We start from the raw sequence: 20,979 nt of genomic DNA, 5'->3' as shown, positions 1-20,979 counted from the left end.
TAAATTATGAAGGAAGTCTTTTAATGATAAACTTCATTTGCCCTCGATGGTTAGATTCATGCTCGCATACATGAAACCACTTCGCATAATTATTGGTAGGTTGTCGACCAAAAAATGGTTCCGATTTCATAATCCACTGATCATCTCTCTTAGCAAATTCTTGTTTCGTTACTTCTCTAACTTCCTCAAGTGTTTTAAGGTAATAGTCAATAGAGTTTCCTTTGATTATTTCTCTTCCTTTTTTACCTAAACCACTAGCAATGTCCCATTCTTTTTTTATGTCTTCATCCCATTTACCCCATTCTATTCCGTCAAAGGTATTGAGCTGATAATATCTTTCTGTCGCTGCCAAATGTAAAAGCATCGCGCCAATTGAATTAGATTGATCATCTATTTGAAAATCTAATTGCGCTACCGTAAGATCTTTAACAGTTCCAATAACCCAGGTTCTCATCAAGGTCATTGTGGACAGTAGTGTGCCTATCTGAGGTGAATATCCTTTTTGTGGCCCCACCAAATAGATGTTGTCAGAAGTGTCTATAGGTGAAGCTTCATTTGCAAAACTCATCAGTGGAGTAGCTGCAAGTCCTGCGGTAAGAATTGTAGATCCTTTGATAAATTTTCTTCTGCTCGTTTTGTTTGATTCTTTTTCCATCATTGAGAGATTTTAGAAATGAATAATTATGATACCTTTTAGTTTTTACCAGTTGTAATTGGAAACCCTCGATCTTTCATCAATGCTTCTATTTTGGCATCACGACCACGAAATAATCGATAGGCTTCTGCTGGATCCATAGCATTTCTTGGCGCAAAGAGATATTTAACTAGTTTAGCCGCTACTTCTTTATCATAGAATCCATCAGGCGCTTCAGCAAAAGCCTCTGCTGCATCCGATGTTAATACATCTGCCCACATATATCCATAATATGCCGTTGCATATCCTTCTCCAGAAAATACATGTCCAAAATGAGGAGTACGATGACGCATTACTAATTCTTTTGGCATATCTAGTGCTGTTAAGGTTTCTTTTTCAAATGCATCTACATCAATATTTGTTGGATCTGCTAAATGAAATTTCATATCCATCAATGCTGATGCTAAATATTCTGTAGTAGCAAATCCTTGATTAAAAGTAGCTGCTTTCTTCACTTTGGCGACTAATGCTTTTGGCATAGGTTCTCCAGTTTTATAATGAACCAAATAATTGTCTATGACCTTATCGGTAGATAACCAGCGTTCTAATAATTGAGATTGAAATTCTGTATAATCACGAACACCTCCATTAAGTGTAGGGTATCGTACTTCTGAAGAAAAGAAATGTAGAGCGTGACCGAATTCATGAAAAAATGTTGTTGCATCATCCCAGGATACTAAAACCGGCTCTCCTGGAGCTGGTTTTACAAAATTAGAATTGTTAGAAGCTAATACAGTTTTTTTGCCATCAAAAGTGGTGTGACTTCTGTAGGTTGTTGCCCAAGCACCGGAACGTTTTCCAGTTCTAGCAAATGGATCCAAGTACCACAATCCAATATGTTCATTAGAAGTCTTATCCGTTACCTCCCATACGTTTACATCTTCATGGAATACAGGAACCGAACCTTCCGCAACAGGAGTGAATTTATAATTGAATAATTCTCCAGCTACAAAGAACATAGCTTCTCTAAGCTTGTCTAACTGCAGATATTGTTTTACTTCATCAGAATCTAGATCGTATTTTTTCTTTCTAACTTTTTCTGCATAAAATCGATAATCCCAAGGCGCTATAGTGACTTTGTCTTTATTAGCATCTGCAACAGCCTGCATATCCATCACTTCTTCTTTTACACGTGCAATAGCGGCTGGCCAGACAGCATTCATTAATTCCATTGCATTTTCCGGATTTTTAGCCATTCTGTTCTGTAATCGCCAGTCAGCATAATTATCATATCCTAATAAGGCTACACGCTCTTTTCTTAGTTTTAAAATTTTAGCAATATTTTCATTATTATCTTTATCATCACCGTTATCACCTCTAGAATAATAATTCTTCCATACTTTTTCTCTTAATTCTCTCTCGGTAGAATATTTCAGGAATGGATCCATAGAGGATCTTGTATTTGTTATGGCATATTTACCTTCTTGTCCTTTATCAGAAGCAGCTTTGCCATATGCTTTGATTAGTGGTTCTGATAACCCTCCTAATTGATCTTTGGTAAGATAGGTTACATATCCTTCTTCATCCGCTAAAATATTATTAGAGAAATTGGTGTATAATTCAGATAATTCTTTATTGATTTCGGCGTAACGCTTCTTTTTTTCTGCATCTAATTCTGCACCATTCATAGCAAATTGCTCATAGGTCAATTGTACCACTCGTTGTTGATCTGTCTCTAAAGGTTGTTTTTGAGCATTATCATATACTGTCTTAATCCTCTGAAACAATACTTCGTTTTGAGATATTTTAGAACTAAAATCAGATAATTTTGGAGCCATCTCTTTTTGGATTTCTCTAAATTCTGGAGATGACATATTACCACTTAAAATTCCGTAATAGGTGAAAACCCTATTCAATTCTTCTCCTGATTTTTCTAACGGAATAATCGTATTCTCAAAAGTTGGAGCTTCTGTGTTTTTAGTAATGGCGTCAATATCCGCTAAGTTTAATTCCATACCTTTTTCTAAGGCAGGTTTAACGTCTTCAATATTCATCTTATCAAAAGCAGGAGTTCCTCCATAAGATCCTGTCCATTCTGCTAATAATATATTTGAGGTCTTTTCTTCTGGATTCGATTTTTCCACGATTTCTTTCTTTTTATTACAACCTGTTATAGCAATCAGTGAACAAATCGCTATAGTTTGCAGTGTTTTTGAGATATGTTGTGTATTCATCTTGTTTGAGTATTTGAGTTTGTTAGTATTTGAGTTTGTGAGTGTTTTTTAATGACTCAATTTCTAAGAGCGAAGCGCCCTCAAAAACTCACCAACTAAATCCTAAATTTATTGTTATTGGTAAGGAAAATAGCGTTTACAAAAAATAATTTTCCATTCTCCCAAAACGACCTGAATAACGGATTGTCTACCATATAAACAATGCTTCCGTTACCCATTCTAGCTTCACCAAAAACTAAAGAATTTTTAAGACCTTTGAAAGCATCTTTACCAGAAAAACCAGAAACACTTGTAGGTTCTTCTATATAGGATACATTATAACCATCTTGTAAAAACTTATAAGAACTACTTCCTAATTTTAAACTAAAATAAGTGTCTTCATATCCAAATGCTAAAGGATGAGACGTGTCTACTTTGGTTTTATAAATACTACCTGTAATAAAATCTTTAACTCTTTCACGCTCACGTTTGTCATAAGGTATCAGATTACCAATAGAATCTTTTTTCTCTTCTTTAGGTGTATTGCTTTTTAAGTCAAAACCATCTTTATTAGCAAATGCATTCACAGCATTCGCAATGGCAATCACTTTTCCTCCACTACGAATCCATCCTTTTAGTTTATCAAGTGAGCTTTTATCTAAATATCCACCATAATACCCATTAGGAAGGATAAGTACATCATATTTATCCAGATCTGTTCTTTTAAAATAATCGGTATCAATAGAAGTAATAGGATACTTAAGTTGCTGTTCAAAGAAATGCCAGATTTCACCATAACTTAAAGAAGAGGTGTAATTACCTTTTAAAACTGCGATACGTTGATTATTGATTAGTTTCACATCAGGTGAACCAAAGTCTATTCCGTTTGACGCAAAACTTGTAGCTGTTGTGTACAGCTTACGATTGTGTTTGTTAGCAATATCAATCACAGTTTTATCATAACCTTTCGTTCTGCGGTTATCACTTTTAGTAATAATTAAGCTTCCTTTTTTGAATTTTTCACCATTATTAGCAAAATCTTTTTCACTAAATCTAACTCTGATTTTATGCTGCAAAAGGTCGGCTAAAAACGATGCGTCATCTAAGCTATTCCATTTTGAAATATATCCAGCTCCTGACGCATTTGCTGTATTGTTTATTTGACTCCCTTTTTTATTTCCATTTGCAGGAATTAAAGATGTTGAAGCAATGGCTTCTAATCCATATGCGTGAGGGATGCTCCATGCAGTAATGTCATAGGTTAGAGGTTCGTCTAGTTTGGCATCAGGCTCAAACAGTACTTTTACCATTTTACCTTTCGGCTGATCAGTACTTACAACCAAAGCTCCATTAGCATTAATACTACCTTGTTTATTCTGTCTGAAATTAAATCCGGATATTTTAGAAGTATTAGTATATCCGTATTTTATATCATGTTTATCTAATAATTCGGTTAACGCTTTGATTTTGTCAGCTTCACCATTAAGTACATAACTTTTATATTTAAGACTTGCATTGTTGAAGAATTTTTTAAATTCTGCGTTTAGTTTCGTAGCATTTTTTGAGGAGACTTCTACTGTAGATAATCCAGTTGTTGTATGATGCGCAGCTCTATCTTTTAATGTTAACACATATCCTTCGTCAGTTTGTATTCCTAATCCTGCACGTCCGTGGCCTGCTTGTTCATAGGTCATACCAATAGCACCCATAAAAGTTGGGTAGGTATCTCCATAACTAGGGTATAAGAGATCAAAACGTTCTTTGGTAAAGAATAACCAACCTTCTGCATCAAAGTATCGAGCATGATTTTTACCAATTTTATCTTGAAAATCTCTTTGCCAAGGCGTTATAATTTCGTGATACGGTTCTGCAGCCGGTGCAAAATAATAAGGCTCATTGATACCTTGTTCATGAAAATCTACATGAACATGTGGCATCCATTTGTTATAAGCAGTTAAACGACTATAGGATTCTACTTGTGTTGCCCAGGCCCAATCTCTATTAAGGTCAAAAAGATAATGATTGGGTCTTCCGCCAGGCCAAGGTTCATTGTGCTCGGTTGCATTCTGATCCGTATTATAAGGAGTGGCTTTGGTTTGATTATACCAGTTTGCATAGCGATCTCTACCATCAGGATTAACACAAGGATCCATGATAACAACAGTGTTTTTTAACCAGTCTTTCTTGGTAGTAATGAGCTCATAAATAGTTTTCATGGCAGCTTCAGTACTCGAAGCTTCATTACCGTGGACATTATAACTAAGCCATACAACTGCTATTTCCGGATTACTACTTCCTGCTACGATACCGGTGTTTTTAAGATGGTCAAGTCGTATATTTTCAATGTTTTTTTGATTCTCAGCGCTAGTGATGATAGCATAGGTAAGAGGTCTTCTTTCATTTGTTTTTCCGTAGGTATGATAGGTAACTAAATTAGAATTAGTAGCTACATGATTAAAGTAGGTGATTACATCTGCGTGACGTGTAAATTGACTACCTATTTCATATCCTAAAAAAGAAGCTGGAGATTGAACATTGTTTTGTGCATAAACCAACGTTGTGGTTATGACAAATAGAGTTAAGAGAATTTTTTTCATTGATGAGCTTTTAATTTTGGTAAAATACCGCCTTAAATTTAGGATATAAATTGTATTAACTAAATTTTAGGATTTAGAATAACCCATATTCATAAATTTAGGTTTTTGATGTTTATAGGTTTCCTCTCCCTTTGGGAGAGGATCAAGGTGAGGGTTTATGATGTAAAAACCTCTCATCCTAATCTTCTTGCTATACAGAAGGAATATGTGTAGACTATTAAATACTTGAAAAAAGAAAGGTTTATGTTGAAATCACCTGAAATTTAGGTCATTCGGAAAGCATTAAATTTTATTTGAAAAGATTTGAATACTAAAAAAAATATAAAAAAATAGATGCAATCACAATCTACCGTATATTTATCGACCTAAAAAGACGACCCTATGCCTAGTGACTGTATTCCGTTTAGAGAAACAAATTACTTTTCATCTTTTATTTGTGATTATTTAGACGAAAAACCAGAACTAAAAGAATTTTATCATCGATTTCCAAAACTTGATAATTTTAAGGATCAACTTCTGGAAAAGCAACAATCTTTTCCATTAGAAAATCGTCGGGTATTAAAAACTGTTTTGTCCTCTCAATATGAAAATGTAACTATTTCTGAAGCAACACAAAAGAACATTGATCTTTTGGACAAGAATACTACCTTTACCATTACTACCGGACATCAGTTGAACCTTTTTACAGGACCCTTATACTTCTTGTATAAAATTGTTTCTACAATCAATCTTACTAGCACACTGAAAGAGAAACATCCAGAATATGATTTTGTTCCTATATATTGGATGGCAACAGAGGATCACGATTTTGATGAAATCAATTACTTTAATTTTAAAGGAAAAAAGATACAATGGAATCGTAATGATGGTGGTGCAGTAGGAGTTTTTGATACGGAAGGATTGGATAAAGTTTTTGAAATTTTTTCTTCGGAAATTGGATCAGGAAGAAATGCAGAACGATTAAAGTCTCTTTTTGAAGAAGCATATTTGAAACATGATAATCTAGCAGACGCTACCAGATATCTGGCGAATGAATTATTTGCGGCATATGGATTAGTGATTGTAGATGCAGATAATAGAGAATTAAAGCGTCTTTTTATTCCATTTATGGAAAAAGAACTGGAGGAACAGGTTTCATATCATAATGTATTACCAAAAGCAGAAAAATTAGAAGCGAAGGGATATAAGATACAGGTCAATCCCAGAGAAATCAATCTGTTTTATCTTTCTGAAGGATCACGCGAACGAATCATAGAAAAGGAGGGCAGCTATTTTGTAAACGAAACCGACATAGTCTGGAGCAAGAGTGAGATAATAAAAAGCCTCCATGAGGCTCCGGAAATGTTTAGCCCTAATGTGATGATGAGACCCTTGTATCAGGAAGTAATTCTACCTAATCTTTGTTATATTGGTGGAGGAGGAGAATTAGCATATTGGTTGGAGTTGAAAGATTATTTTGAAGCTGTACAGATCCCGTTTCCAATGTTGTTATTGCGTAATTCTGTTTTAATTGAAACAGAAAAACAAGCCGAGAAAATTAAAAGATTGGCTATTTCTGATACAGAATTGTTTTTAAAACAACACGAGTTGATCAATCGTAAAGTGCGACAGATATCCAATATTGATATTAATTTTGATCCACAACGTTTACATCTAAAAGAGCAATTTAAAGAAATGTATCAGCTTGCAGAGCAGACAGATGTTACGTTTGTAAATGCAGTAAAGGCACAAGAGATCAAACAACTCAAAGGGTTGGATATGTTAGAAAAACGATTGCTTAAAGCCCAAAGAATAAAGCTTAGCGATCAAGTACAGCGACTGACTAGTATACAGAATGAACTATTTCCTAATCAAAGTTTACAGGAACGAAATACCAATTTCTCCGAAATGTATCTGGAATACGGAGAAAACTTAATTCCTGAATTAATAAAACAATTGAATCCTTTGCAAGGCGAGTTTATCGTTTTGAAGCAGTAATGTGTTGCGAAACATCACTAAAATAGGTTGTTTGTGATATAATATAGAGAGCAAGACAAAAACCAGCTACAAATTAATGCAACTGGTTTTTAGCCATTATTTCTTATCTGCCATTTGGAAGACGGGCTCTTAACCTCAGTTAGATCTAAAGGCTTGGTTTAAAAAAGCCGACAGATTGAGTGATTATTCATAGTGAAACGAAGAAAAATTGTATCGAAATTAGGCTTTTGATTTAAAATTTACTTGTCTTCGATAGTTCTGCTAGCGAGTCGAAGTACAATTTTCTGTCGAAAATCACTCAGACAGACGTAAATTTTCTTACATCAAACTCACGTTACTAGTATTAATTGCAATCCCAGTTATAAAATGTTGTACTGGGATTAGTGTTATTTTGAAGGTCTTCTGTTGCCTTTTCCTTAATATTAGAATTTTCATCTAACACATATGAGAATTTATGGTGATAATCTAATGTACCGTCCTCGTTATATTTTTTTACTTCTTCTACCAGGTTTTTATTAGGTGTGCCCAAGAATAACTCTCCACTATATGTATTACCAGAATCATTGGTATAGCTATACTCAGTTCTAATTTCACGATATAAATCTTGATCATAATAATCAGATTCGATTAATGTTTGAACGTTACCATCTACTATAGTTCTTTCGCGCACAATTTTAAATTCATGAAGAAATTCTCCACTTTCAGTTTCATAGCGGTTGAGGATTGCAATATCCTCTACAAGATATCCTTCTTCATCGTATTTGTAAGTGTGATTTAACACACTTGTAATAAATGTTGGGTCATTTGCAGAAAATAGATATTGATTTTTTGATCTACCTTCTCTTCTTTGAACAGATCCGTTAGAATTTAAAAATACGGAGTGGGATGCATTTTCATCTAAAGTACGTGATTGTAAAAAATAATAACGATTTGCATTTATCGCATTACCGTTATAGACATATTCCCACTCTTCAATAAGAGAGTCTCCATTATAAGCTTCTCTAAGAATCAATCTATCTAAATCATCATAATAATGTATGTATTTATTATTGTTATAAGAAAATGTCCTTTCTACAATTCGGCACTCATTTCCTGCCATTGGTAGTGAATAACTATCATCTTCAGTACTACAGGAATTGAAAATTAAAAGACTGAAGATTGTTAGTACTTGTATTATTTTGTTCATCAATTTTTATGCTTTATTAAATCCACAGCATTTTATTGCTGTGGATGTATTTGTTTTTATTTTCTTATTGGTGTCGCTTACTTATATGCCCCACAGATTGCAAATCTGCGCTATCATATCCGAGCCATGGGGTTCACTCTTCTGATAAGGGTGTGCTTTTTAATTTTTTAACAATAATTTTTGCTCTTAATGCAATGATCTTGCTCATCTCGGATTTTAATTCGCTTCACTACACGTATGTGTCTTGAGACTTAGAAATGTTACCGTTGTTTTTTGCTTTTTTTTAATTTTATTTTTAGAATGAGAGTTTTATTAATAATAGTAGAGGTAAAAATAAGAGTAATCACGAGAGAAAAGATGCTTTTGGAATTGTTTTTCTTGTAGTTGTAGTAGTTTGTTTAGATATGTTGGATTATTGCTATCTATTCAGCTTTTATTGTTTTTGTTTTGATTAATTGAAGCAGTAGATATGGTACACTAGTTTAACCTTTGTTTTCTTGCTACTAAGTCTCTAGACTTTGGAAGTCTTATTCAAAAGTATCATACTAAAAAGCTTGAATCTGTAGGAAGTAATAATCTTTCAGCTTCTTTTGTGTCAGGTTCATTGCCTAGTTTTAGAACACTAGCCATAACCTCTAACCAGTGTCCTTTATCATAACTATTATGAAATGACGCTCCATAAAGTGAAGCAGTAGGTGGATAAGAGGACATTTCTTTTTCTTTAGCAATTTTGGAAAAAATGATTGCCAAATTTTCCTTGTTTAGTTCTAAAGGTTGAAACTTTTTAGGTAGAATACTAATAGTACAAAATAGTGTTAAGCATAAATTTGATAATTCCCTATAGTTAATATCACTTGGTAGAGATTGATTTAAATAAGAAAATAAGTCTTCTAAATTGTCGTCCATAATTACGTTTTTACCTAATTATCATTTAACCAGCTTTGGGCTTCATTAGTATACCAGTTTTTTGAAAAATTCTTTGCATTTACTATTTTTTCAAAATGATATTTGGCTTTTTCTGTATTTCCTTTTCTATCGTAATAGACACCCATATAAGAATGTGCATATGGATTCTCAGGTTGGTTATTTAGTATTTTTTCTCCGATACGCTCTATTTGAGTATCAAAATCATTGAATTCGCCAAGTTCCATATAAAAGGCTACATCCTTTAAAAAAGACAAATTATGAAGCAAATTTAAATCTGCATATTCCAAATAATCCGGATATTCAGAAAAAACAGCATGTAGTAATGCAGCACTTGATTTTAATTTTTCCGGCTGAAATCTTGCCATATATGATTCGGCTAATGCTTGTGCCAATATCTTTTTTCTATAAAATTCATTATTCGAAAAATTCGTTTTCGGTATAGTGTCTTGCTTTTCAAACAACTCCATTTTATCGAATTCGAATATGTGATTTTTTAAAAAACTCATTACGAATAGTGAAGAAGTAGCATCACCATAAATTAATCGTGCTGGGTCACTTAATAAACTGTTGTTAGCAAGTATTGTTAATGTAATATTTTTGGCGGGGATTTTTAGTAAGAGACTAGAATAACAATCGTATTGACCGTAAGCCCATACAAGTTTGGTTTTTTGAAATTCTTGATTAAAAATTCCAAATCCATATGGCGAATCGGTTGTAAATGATGAAAACATTTTGTCTTTCGATTCTTTTGAAATTAAAGAATTGTTATCCAAAGCTTTATTGAAAATTGCTAAATCACTCAGGTTAGAAACGATACCAGTTGATGAAGAATAACCAAAATCAATAAAACCATTTTCAATACCATTGTCCAGAATATATGGTTTTGCGATTATTCGTTTGCCTGTAGGTAATTGGGTTGAATCTTTCAGTAAAAAAGTATTTTCAAGCTTTAATGGTAATAAAATCTCTTGATTCAATAATTCTGCAAATGTCTTCCCAGAACTTTGCTCGATTACTTTGGTTAGTAATCCAAATCTAGAACTATAATAAAATTCTTTTCCTACTTCGCCTTGCGAAGTATGAGATAGAATATGTTTTATCAAAATTGAATCTCCCAGTATTGGTTTAGGTAGGAATTTATTGATTGGATCATTGAGTGAAAGTTTTTCTTGTGCTACCAGTTTTGATATTAGAACGCCGGAAAAAACTTTTGTTATGGATGCAATAGGAAATAATGCAGTAGAATCTAATTTTACTTTGTTATCTATGTCAGATACTCCTAAATACTTTTGATAAATAGTATTTCCGTCTTTTTCAATAGAAACTGCAAGTCCAGGAATTTTAAAATATTCTTTTAATTCTCTTAATTCTGAGGTGAATTTTTCCGATGTATTAAAACTTTTTCCACTTTTCTTAGAACAACCTGAGATTACTAAAACTAAAATTATAATTTTTGATAAGAATTTCATGTGGTTTTATAATTGTTTGTAACGTACAATATATTTCATTGAATTCAGAATATGTAATATACAAAATGTTTATACTGAGCAGATAGATTAAAAAAGGCAATTAATTCATATCATAATTTTAAGCTGGTGTTTTGCGTTATTATTAAAATAAACTCACATCGTCATGAAAACACAAATTCTCTTAACAACCGTATTTTTTTCTTTATTGTTTAATCTATCTGCACAGGATAAAGTATTAGTATTTACTAAAACCAATGGCTTTACACATCCTTCGATTGGAGCTGGAGTTACTATGATTACCAACCTTGGTAGCACAAACGGACTTTGGACAACTGATCAAACAGAAGATGCCAATGATTTTACCACAGCCAATTTAGCACAATACAAAGCTGTCATCTGGTGTAATACTAGTGGTAATAATCTCTTAAATGCTACTCAGCAACAAGCCTTTGAAGATTTTATAGCTGCTGGAGGTGGTTTTTTAGGTATCCACGCAGCTACCGATACATACCGTGATAAAAGCTGGCCTTTCTATAATGATTTGGTTGGGGGAATTGTGCAATCAGGCCCAAATCATACCAGTAATAACTTTAATGCCGATATGACCATAGTTAATTCTCATCCAGCTGTAGATTTTCTGGGGATGACTTGGAATAAATCTGAAGAATATTATTATTGGAGGAATAATGGCGGACAATTATTTTCGGGTAATATAGATCTATTGATGGTAGCGTCGACTGGATCTAATGATTATGATGAAGCCAGACCTATTTCATGGTATAAAGAGTATGGTGGAGGGCGTTCTTTTTATACTGCTTTAGGTCATAACTCTAGCGATTATACAAGTAATGCTAATTTTATAAAGCACATAGAAGAAGGTATAAAATATGTAATCGGAAACACATTAAGTGTAGGTGGACAAGAACAACAAATACCATTTCGTATTTCTCCAAATCCAGTAAGTGATGTATTTAGATTTTCTACTTCTGATGTGGTGAAAGCAAAATCTTTATTGATTTATGATATTAATGGACAGTTAGTGTATAAAGGTGAAATCCCGTCAGCAGTTGCATCAACGAATATTAATATCGAAAACTTATCTAATGGATTATACATAGGAAGTATAATATCCGGTAATCAGCAAAGTAATTTCAAATTGATAAAAAAGAATTAAGGTACTATATAGGTTCCTTTCCAATTACGGTTTTCTTTTTTAAAAATAACTCTAACATGATTAGGTCTTTTTAGACGTAAATATTCTATACGCATGGGGATAATCTTAATTGCTGAGAAAAAATGTTTTCCTTCTAAATAATCAACCTTATCTGGATTTTTGATCTCTATTCCTGGAGATAATTCTGTGGAATAATCTTTTCTAAATTTTTCGGGAATTTGTTTCCATATTTGTTGAATAGTCTCGTGGTCTGTAATGATTTCTGCTTTGGCTTTTATAGTGATTTGTAATAATCGTTCCTGATCATAAAACAAAAGGCTTACTCGATTGTTTGCTTGAATATTTGCAATTTTTTTAGATCTTTCATCCGTATATACGATCATATTCAAATCATCATCTACATCTCTAAGAACTACGGTTCTTAATCTAGGTATACTATTAAAATCAGAAGTAGCCAGTGTGAAATATCGAAAAGGATGCGTCTTAGTTTCAACAGCCGTTTTTAGATCTATTGTAATAGAAGAAAATATAATATCGGTCATGGGTTTATAAGATTGTGGTTGATATCATAAAGTTAGTCAATTTATAGACCAACCTCAAAAAAGCACAATGCCAAAATTTAAGTTGGTTTACTTGGTTTGCCAAACTTCATTTTCCATCCACGGGATACTTGTTTTTAATATTTCTTCATATTCACAGGCTTTTAAATGAGTTTTTCCTTCAGCTTCTATAAAAGTTATATTACAGCCTAGTGCTTTAGCCTCAGCAACTCGTTTTCTTGCCTTTTTTATAGGAAAAAACTTATCTTCTGTTCCCTGGATTACATAAATTGGAATATTCAATTTTTCTTTCACCTTACAATTAGAACCCATTAATATCATGGCCGAAAAAATGTCGTTATAATCTTTAGCATATTGCCAACCAGCAATAGCTCCATTACTATAGCCAACTAATACAATTTTATTAGGATCTATTGGCCAGTGTTCTTTTGCAAGATCAATAAAATCTAAAATTCTTTTTTCGAGATAATCCAATGTCCAAGTTCGCCAAGCTCCGGATGGACTAAATATAAATCCTCCAGCATCTTTTAACCCAGGAGTTACTAAGCAGTTGTTAAACTTAGTGTAGTTTTTGCTGCCGACACCTCCATGAAGGACTATAAATAAAGGAACTTTTTTACCTTCTTTGATTTTAGGAACAGTGAGATCGTATTTCCACTCGGATTCTTTATCATTCACTTTGATGGTACTAATTCTATTGCCAGGGATTAAGGGAATGGCTTTAAAAGACTCAGAATTAATGCTACTTATATAAGCTTTGGTACCTCGTGTGTCTAATCCACTTTTACAAGAAGTAATAATAGCGAGTATGCCAAAGCATAATAGACTGTGTAAAAATGAATATTTCATAGTTTTTCTATAAATATACTGAGTAAGTCGTTATTTTTTATGACAAATGACGGTGTGTTTATAAAATAATTGACTAAGTTGAAAATTATGTCAGTTAGGATTTCAGGGGTTGCAATTTAATTTTATTTTTGCCTATGCAAAATAACGTACTCATTTTAGATTTTGGATCACAGTATACTCAGCTAATCGCAAGAAGAGTAAGAGAGTTAAATATTTATTGTGAAATCCACCCGTTCAATAAATTACCAGGTAATTTATCAGATTTTAAAGCAGTTATTCTTTCGGGATCACCATTTTCGGTAAGAGGTGAGGATGCTCCGCATCCAGATTTATCAGAGATCAGAGGAAAAAAACCACTTCTGGCAGTGTGTTATGGAGCACAGTACTTGGCACATTTTAGCGGAGGCGAAGTAGCACCATCTAATACTAGAGAGTACGGAAGGGCAAATCTATCTTTTATAAAACCTGATGAGCAATTTTTTAAAGGAATATCTTTAGGTTCGCAAGTATGGATGAGTCATAGTGATACAATTAAATCATTACCTACAGGAGGAGTGTTGTTAGCCAGTACAGGTGACGTAGCAAATGCTGCATATAAAATTGAAAATGAAGAAACCTACGCAATTCAGTTTCACCCAGAAGTTTACCATTCTACAGATGGTAAGCAATTGCTGGATAATTTTCTGATTGATATTGCAGGTGTTCAACCAGATTGGACACCAAATTCATTTGTAGATACTACTGTAGCGGAGCTGAAAGAAAAAATAGGGAACGATAAAGTAGTGCTTGGACTGAGTGGAGGTGTAGATTCTACTGTCGCTGCCGTATTACTTCATAAAGCGATTGGAAGTAACCTTCATTGCATTTTTGTAAACAATGGATTACTTCGTAAAAATGAATTCTCATCGGTGCTAAAGCAGTACGAAGGAATGGGACTTAATGTAAAAGGGGTTGATGCTTCGGCACGTTTTTTGGATGCCCTTGCTGGAGAAAGTGATCCTGAGGGAAAACGAAAAATAATAGGAAGAGTATTTATAGAAGTATTTGATGATGAAGCTCACCTTATAGAAGATGCGAAATGGTTAGCACAAGGAACAATTTATCCTGATGTTATTGAGTCAGTCTCTGTTAATGGTGGCCCATCGGCTACTATTAAATCACATCATAATGTAGGAGGATTGCCTGATTTCATGAAATTGAAAATAGTGGAGCCTTTAAAAATGCTATTTAAGGATGAAGTTAGGAGAGTCGGAGCGTCCATGGATCTTGATCCTGAGTTGCTAGGAAGACATCCTTTTCCGGGGCCTGGGCTTGCAATTCGGATACTAGGAGATATTACTCCAGAAAAAGTTAGTATTTTGCAAGAAGTTGACGCTATATTTATAAATGGATTGAAAGACAATGATCTTTATAATAAAGTGTGGCAGGCAGGTGCGATTTTATTACCTGTACAAAGTGTTGGAGTCATGGGAGATGAGAGAACTTATGAAAAATGTGTAGCGTTAAGGGCTGTAGAAAGTACAGATGGAATGACAGCCGATTGGGTGAATCTTCCGTATGAGTTTTTGCAAAAAACCTCTAATGAAATAATAAATAGGGTAAAAGGCGTTAATAGAGTAGTGTATGATATTAGTTCTAAACCACCTGCAACTATAGAATGGGAGTAAAATAATTAATGTCTTAACACTTTTGGTTCTTTAAGAATCAGATACATTAAAATTAAAACGAATGAAAAAAATATTGTTGTTCTTTTTTGTGCTTTTTATTACCACTATTGGTTTTGCTCAGCAGTATAAGAGTCATAAAGTTGCTCAGGGAGAAAATGTTTATAGAATTGCGAAACGCTATAATACGACCCCAGAAGCAATTTTTAAAATAAATCCGACTGCAAAAGAAGGAATTAAAGAAGGGCAGATTTTAGCCATTCCTGTGGTCGATGATCAAGAATATAATGTTCATGTTGTCGAAGATGGAGATACTGTTTATAATCTTTCGAAAAAATATAATACTACAGAAGAGGCAATTTATGTCTTAAATCCGGATGCGGTTAATGGTATTAATCTTGGACAAATTTTACGAGTTTCGATTCTGGAAAAACCCAAAGAGGAAAATACTGCTACAGAAAATGTTAGTGATCCTATATTGGATAGCATAAAACCATTAGAAGAGATACGTCAAATAGTTAGATTTAAAACGCATAAGGTAAGACGAAAAGAAACTTTGTATGGAATTGCCCAGAAATATGAAATTACTATTGATGATATCAAAAAGCATAACAAAAGATTGTACTCTGAACAAATTAGAAAACGTGATAAGCTCAGAATTCCTATATATGCGGAAGAGGTAGTTGTAGAGGTCGAAACCCCTAAGGATACTTTAAGTAGTAGAATTTCTACAACCACAAAGTATATTGTAAAACCTAAAGAAACAAGATATAGTATTGCCAGAAGGCACGGAATTACTGTAGATGAATTGAACCAACTCAATCCGGAGATGGATCCTAATTTTCCTATTGGTATGGAAATTATCGTTCCAACCACAATTTTTGTTCCATTAGAGGAGATAATTGAACCAGAATTTGAATTATACGAAGTTCAACCTAAGGAAACTATATATAGTATTCTTAAAAGAACTGAAATATCGTCAGACTCTTTGTTTAATATGAATCCATATTTAAGAGATGGCCTTAAAGCTGGTATGGTTATCACGCTTCCCAAAAGAGGTGAGATAGATTCTTTAGCTATTGATTTTCCCGAAGGTAAATATCTTAAGCTAGAGAATATGTTATCTAATTTTAAAACAAAGAAATTAGCAATAATGCTTCCTTTTGGGTTGGATACGCTAGATCTTAATGCGAGACAAGAAACAGAAGACTTTATTAAAAGAAGCAGAGGATTACAAGTTGCATTGGATTTTTATAAAGGTATTCAGATTGCGGTAGATTCAGCTAAAACTAGAGGACTTAGTATTGATCTAACCGTTTTTGATACCCAAAGAAATAATAATGTACCCTATATAAAAAATCTGATTGATCAAAATAATTTTGATGAAATGGATGCGGTTATTGGTCCCTTGTATCAAGCCAATGTAGAAGCTGTTGCGGCAGAGCTAAAAAAATACGATACGCCTGTGTTTTCTCCAATTTCTAATAGAGAATCCAAATTGTATAGTAATTTTTTTCAAACTAGACCGACAGATATCATGCTTCAGGATAAATTGATAGCATATGTAGAAAAGGATTCTACGGATAAGAATATTGTAATTATTGTACAACAAGGGAAAGAGAAATATGAAGAAATAAAGAATAAGTTGTTAATTAAGTTTCCGGATGCTAAAATGCCCAAAATAGAAGAGGGTAATTATGTATATGGAGTACATCTTGATAAAGTGTTGGCGAAAAATAAACCAAACTGGGTGTTTTTTGAATCAGATGATGTGGCCATGATAAGTAATGTAACAACCTTGCTGAATGCAAGAGTAGAAAGCCATAAGGTAACGTTGTTTACAACTGATAAGGATGATGCATTTGAAGATGATAGTGTGAAAAATGAATATTTATCTAAACTACATTTACATTATCCATCGATAGATAAGGAGTTTGATAATTATGATGAGACGAGAATGACTTTATTTGTTGAGAGATATAAGAAAGAATATGGAACTATTCCAAGTAAATATGCAGTTAGAGGTTTTGATATTACATATGATATTTTAATGCGATTAGGTGTTGCAGATGATTTGTATCATGCGGCAACTTTTGAAGGCACAACAGAGTATGTGGAGAATAAATTTAATTATGCAAAAAAGCTATTAGGAGGGTATTATAACAAAGCTTCTTATATTATTAAATTCGATGATGAACTTAAACTAACAGTGATAGAATAAAATTAATTTCATCAATAATGAATTTTACAGCTGATTTTAAATTCATTTTTTTTATTTTTAGATTCTGAATTGTTTTGTTTTTATAGATAAAAACAAAACTTGATTAAATTTTAGTGTAGTTTTTTAGGTGTTTTTAAAGTCGTGGTATGAAAATTGTTATATAGTTAAAAGACGATTTTGATAAACTAAAGTAACTACTGAATTTTGGAAAAATTGTTTCGATTGGGATAGATATAGCATTATATCTTAAGATAAATAAAATCTATTTGAGTAAAGATTATCAATACTTGCCCCGTATTGTATATTTAGATATTGAAATAGAAATAAACAACTTTTAGCAGGGCATAATTATTGCAATTATGGGTAAATTTTTTACTATTCTCTTAGTTTTGGTTTTTGCTAATCATGGATATGTAGAGCGTTTTTCTTATGCAGAAAAGAGTAAGTTAGATTGGTCAGATTTTAGAGGAGAACCTAAATGGGACAGTAATTTTGACGCTAGTGTCAATACAGGAATAACTTACCAATGGTCTATAAGTAAGGATTATGGGAAAATTGAATTGAAGTACGAAGTGGACAGCTTTTGTTACCCGTCATTGTCATGGGTGAAAAAAGGTCAGTCTACTAAATACTTATTATTACATGAGCAGGTACATTTTGATATTTCAGAATTACACGCTAGAATTATGCGCAAGAAATTGAAAGAGTATAGACCTGGTAAAGATGTCCGTAAAGACCTTAACAAGATGTATAAAAGAGTGGAGCGGATGAGAATTAATATGCAAGAGCAATATGATTCAGAAACAGAACATTCCAAGAATAAGACTAGTCAGAAAAAATGGGAGAAAAAGGTTAAAAATTTAATGAAGTATTATAGAGCATATGCCAAATAAGTTTATTTTCTCTTAATAATTTATGGATCTCCAATCTCAGAAGGATTTTTTAATCAAGTTAGCTAATACCAAAATGCCTTTTGGTAAATACAAAGACCGATTTCTTATTGACTTACCAGAGTATTATATTGTTTGGTACCATAATAAAGGATTTCCTAAAGGTACTCTTGGACAGCAGATGCAGACAGTGTATGAGCTTAAGTTAAATGGCCTTGAATATTTGATAAGAAATATCAAGAAGTTTTAATTTTACATATTTACAAATTGATACCCAGCAAGTTCCTGTCCTCGTAAATCAATCTCTTTTTCATTTAACAAGATTCCGTGCTCTATATAGGCTTTTAAGTTTGTAAGCCAAAAAGTCCAACCATTGCTACAACCATAATGTAATTTTAGTTTACTGTCATCATCTTCGGGAATTTCAAATTGTGTAAGAATCACGATAGTCACATCATTTTTTTCTTCTAATTTGACAGATACTTTACAACCCCCAAATAGTAATTCTATATAATCCTGTCCATTAGCTTCTAGAATTTCTCCTTCCTCTTTGTCATCCCAGTTATGCCAAGACCATGTATATGAATCTCCTTTTTGAAAACGTTCAGAAGGATCTCTTTTGTTACCAGTAGATGTAATATATTCCGCTTCTTTAAGAAACCAAGATGTAATACCATCTGAAGTTGCCCATAGGTCATATAGCTTCTTTGCTGAAGCATGGACATAGATCTTTTTTGTAAATGAATTCCATTGTAGTTTTTTCATAATGAAGATGATTTGATTAAAAATAAGAAAAATCTATCTTAAATTTTGTTAATCAAATGTGTTAAAAGCATGGTTTTTAAGAAGGTTGCGAGTGTTTTTTATGAGTTTAGCTAAACTTTAAACCAAAATATTATGAATCCATAAAGAATTGGGTAACTTTATTTCTAAAGATACATTGTCATTTATCCGATATCACATAAATCGTTTTATATGAATAAATATAAATTAATCGTAGGGTTTTTTATCCTTTCTATTGTCTGTAATGTCAAAATTTACTCGCAAGAATTTAGTGAAGGACCATTCTCTCAGCTGATTATTAGAGGTGTTACACTGATTAACGGTAATGGAGCACCACCAAGAGGTCCGGTAGATATCGTTGTAGAAAAAAATATCATTAAGGATATTGTAGTTGTTGGATATCCGGGAGTTGAAATAGAAGATGCTAAGAGACCAAAATTAAAGCTTGGAGGAAAGGAGCTAGATGCTGAAGGAATGTATCTTTTACCGAGCTTTGTGGATATGCACGGACATATCGGTGGAGTTACACAAGGAGCTGATTCTGACTATGTGTTTAAGTTATGGATGGCGCATGGAATTACGACTGTTAGAGAACCCAGTGGAAGAGGAATTGATTGGACGTTGAAGCTCAAAAACGCTAGTAAGAAAAATGAAATTATAGCCCCACGTATTTATGCTTATACTGGTTTTGGACAAGGAAGCAAAGAATCTATAAGTACTGCCGAAATGGCTCGAAATTGGGTTCGAGAAAATGCTAAAAAAGGAGCAGATGGAATAAAGTTTTTTGGAGCTGCACCGGAAATAATGAAGGCGGCACTTGATGAGAATAAAAAATTAGGATTAGGTTCTGCTTGCCATCACGCTCAAACAGATGTTGCTCGTTGGAATGTTCTTAATTCAGCCAGAGCTGGATTAACTACTATGGAGCATTGGTATGGATTACCTGAGGCATTGTTCGAGGATAAAACGATTCAGCATTATCCTTTAGATTATAATTATCAGAATGAACAACATAGATTTGAGGAAGCAGGAAAATTATGGAAACAAGCTGCTAAGCCATATTCTGATCATTGGAATAAGGTGATGAATGAACTTCTTGAATTAGATTTCACCTTAGATCCTACTTTTAATATTTATGAAGCTAGTAGGGATCTGCAAAGAGCGCGAAGAGCAGAATGGCATGAAACCTATACACTGCCTTCGCTATGGAAATTCTATCAACCTAGTAAAATTTCACATGGTTCTTATTGGCATGATTGGGGAACTGAGCAAGAAGTAGTTTGGAAAGAAAATTATCGTTTATGGATGACTTTTATAAATGAATATAAAAATAGAGGAGGAAGAGTTACTACTGGTTCAGACTCTGGATTTATATTTCAATTGTATGGTTTTGCTTATGTAAGAGAATTAGAGCTGTTAAGAGAAGCAGGTTTTCATCCTCTCGAAGTGATCAGAGCAGCAACATTAAATGGAGCAGAAGCTTTAGGGGTTTCTGATAAAATTGGATCGGTTGAGGTGGGTAAATTAGCTGATTTTGTATTGGTAAAAGAAAACCCTCTTAAAAACCTAAAAGTGCTATACGGTACTGGAGCGATTAGATTAACAGCCGAGAATAAAATAATTAGAGCAGGAGGTGTTCAATATACTATTAAAGATGGTATTGTGTACAATGCAAAAGAATTACTTGCCGATGTGAAAAGAATGGTGGATGAAGCAAAGACAAATGAAAACTTTTCTATAATTCAACCAGGTATGAAAGAATAAATTTATTGAAAAATACAAAATGAAAAGAAAATGCATCTGGATTATATCCAGATGCATTTTTTATAAATATT

16 protein-coding genes are annotated in these 20,979 nt (G+C 33.1%); 7 read left to right on the top strand and 9 right to left on the bottom strand.

The genetic code is table 11. The features are described 5' to 3' along the window. Positions 1 to 4: 4 nt before the first annotated feature. The 3 genes from Q0975_RS13900 to Q0975_RS13890 form a co-directional block, all read right to left on the bottom strand. On the bottom strand, positions 5 to 655 hold the full coding sequence (locus Q0975_RS13900) for a DinB family protein (protein ID WP_299437641.1): 651 nt from the start codon (positions 653 to 655) through the stop codon (positions 5 to 7). Positions 656 to 693: 38 nt separating this feature from the next. Then, positions 694 to 2,868, bottom strand: coding sequence for a M3 family metallopeptidase (locus tag Q0975_RS13895; RefSeq protein WP_299437640.1), 2,175 nt, complete (start codon positions 2,866 to 2,868; stop codon positions 694 to 696). Between the two features lie 95 nt (positions 2,869 to 2,963). Next, complete coding sequence (locus Q0975_RS13890; protein ID WP_299437639.1) at positions 2,964 to 5,444, bottom strand: M14 family metallopeptidase; 2,481 nt, start codon at positions 5,442 to 5,444, stop codon at positions 2,964 to 2,966. Between the two features lie 381 nt (positions 5,445 to 5,825). Between Q0975_RS13890 and bshC the strand changes: the two genes are divergently transcribed. After that, positions 5,826 to 7,421, top strand: a complete 1,596-nt coding sequence (bshC, locus tag Q0975_RS13885) for a bacillithiol biosynthesis cysteine-adding enzyme BshC (RefSeq protein ID WP_299437637.1) — start codon at positions 5,826 to 5,828, stop codon at positions 7,419 to 7,421. A gap of 343 nt (positions 7,422 to 7,764) precedes the next feature. Here bshC and Q0975_RS13880 read toward each other — a convergent pair whose 3' ends face one another. The 3 genes from Q0975_RS13880 to Q0975_RS13870 all read right to left on the bottom strand — a co-directional run bounded on the left by Q0975_RS13880 (position 7,765) and on the right by Q0975_RS13870 (position 11,003). Beyond that, a complete protein-coding gene (locus Q0975_RS13880) occupies positions 7,765 to 8,607 on the bottom strand; it encodes a hypothetical protein (RefSeq protein ID WP_299437635.1) in 843 nt (280 codons plus the stop codon). A gap of 540 nt (positions 8,608 to 9,147) precedes the next feature. Further along, positions 9,148 to 9,513, bottom strand: a complete 366-nt coding sequence (locus Q0975_RS13875; RefSeq protein ID WP_299437633.1) for a hypothetical protein — start codon at positions 9,511 to 9,513, stop codon at positions 9,148 to 9,150. A gap of 14 nt (positions 9,514 to 9,527) precedes the next feature. After that, a complete protein-coding gene (locus Q0975_RS13870; RefSeq protein WP_299437631.1) occupies positions 9,528 to 11,003 on the bottom strand; it encodes a serine hydrolase domain-containing protein in 1,476 nt (491 codons plus the stop codon). A gap of 163 nt (positions 11,004 to 11,166) precedes the next feature. Here Q0975_RS13870 and Q0975_RS13865 point away from each other — a divergent pair, with 163 nt between their 5' ends. Then, positions 11,167 to 12,177, top strand: coding sequence for a ThuA domain-containing protein (locus Q0975_RS13865; protein ID WP_299437629.1), 1,011 nt, complete (start codon positions 11,167 to 11,169; stop codon positions 12,175 to 12,177). On the opposite strand, the gene Q0975_RS13860 is transcribed toward Q0975_RS13865, so the two are convergent. Continuing rightward, positions 12,174 to 12,719 carry a pyridoxamine 5'-phosphate oxidase family protein gene (locus Q0975_RS13860; protein WP_299437627.1) on the bottom strand — a complete coding sequence of 182 codons (546 nt, stop codon included), beginning with the start codon at positions 12,717 to 12,719 and terminating at the stop codon, positions 12,174 to 12,176. The two genes, Q0975_RS13865 and Q0975_RS13860, sit on opposite strands and share 4 nt — an antisense overlap. 87 nt (positions 12,720 to 12,806) lie before the next feature. After that, positions 12,807 to 13,586 (bottom strand): dienelactone hydrolase family protein, encoded by a 780-nt coding sequence (locus tag Q0975_RS13855; RefSeq protein WP_299437625.1) that lies wholly within the window; start codon positions 13,584 to 13,586, stop codon positions 12,807 to 12,809. A gap of 134 nt (positions 13,587 to 13,720) precedes the next feature. Between Q0975_RS13855 and guaA the strand changes: the two genes are divergently transcribed. The 4 genes from guaA (at position 13,721) to Q0975_RS13835 (ending at position 18,611) form a co-directional block, all read left to right on the top strand. Beyond that, positions 13,721 to 15,253 carry a glutamine-hydrolyzing GMP synthase gene (gene guaA / locus Q0975_RS13850; protein ID WP_299437623.1) on the top strand — a complete coding sequence of 511 codons (1,533 nt, stop codon included), beginning with the start codon at positions 13,721 to 13,723 and terminating at the stop codon, positions 15,251 to 15,253. A 61-nt stretch (positions 15,254 to 15,314) separates the two neighbouring features. Next, positions 15,315 to 17,471 carry a LysM peptidoglycan-binding domain-containing protein gene (locus Q0975_RS13845; protein WP_299437621.1) on the top strand — a complete coding sequence of 719 codons (2,157 nt, stop codon included), beginning with the start codon at positions 15,315 to 15,317 and terminating at the stop codon, positions 17,469 to 17,471. 359 nt (positions 17,472 to 17,830) lie between these two features. Then, the gene (locus Q0975_RS13840; protein WP_299437619.1) at positions 17,831 to 18,364 is read left to right on the top strand and encodes a DUF922 domain-containing protein; all 534 of its coding nucleotides are present in this window, start codon (positions 17,831 to 17,833) and stop codon (positions 18,362 to 18,364) included. A gap of 22 nt (positions 18,365 to 18,386) precedes the next feature. Beyond that, on the top strand, positions 18,387 to 18,611 hold the full coding sequence (locus tag Q0975_RS13835) for a DUF3820 family protein (RefSeq protein ID WP_299437617.1): 225 nt from the start codon (positions 18,387 to 18,389) through the stop codon (positions 18,609 to 18,611). Positions 18,612 to 18,613: 2 nt separating this feature from the next. Here Q0975_RS13835 and Q0975_RS13830 read toward each other — a convergent pair whose 3' ends face one another. Further along, positions 18,614 to 19,126, bottom strand: a complete 513-nt coding sequence (locus tag Q0975_RS13830) for an SRPBCC domain-containing protein (protein WP_299437615.1) — start codon at positions 19,124 to 19,126, stop codon at positions 18,614 to 18,616. A gap of 210 nt (positions 19,127 to 19,336) precedes the next feature. On the opposite strand from Q0975_RS13830, the gene Q0975_RS13825 reads away from it, so the two are divergent. Then, positions 19,337 to 20,908 (top strand): amidohydrolase family protein, encoded by a 1,572-nt coding sequence (locus tag Q0975_RS13825; protein WP_299437613.1) that lies wholly within the window; start codon positions 19,337 to 19,339, stop codon positions 20,906 to 20,908. The last annotated feature ends 71 nt before the right edge of the window (positions 20,909 to 20,979 follow it).

Origin of the sequence: uncultured Aquimarina sp. (genome assembly GCF_947500065.1) — a bacterium.
Lineage (GTDB): Bacteria > Bacteroidota > Bacteroidia > Flavobacteriales > Flavobacteriaceae > Aquimarina.
The sequence above is the reverse complement of the archived record's forward strand: the minus strand, read 5'-3'. Positions and strand labels throughout refer to the sequence as shown.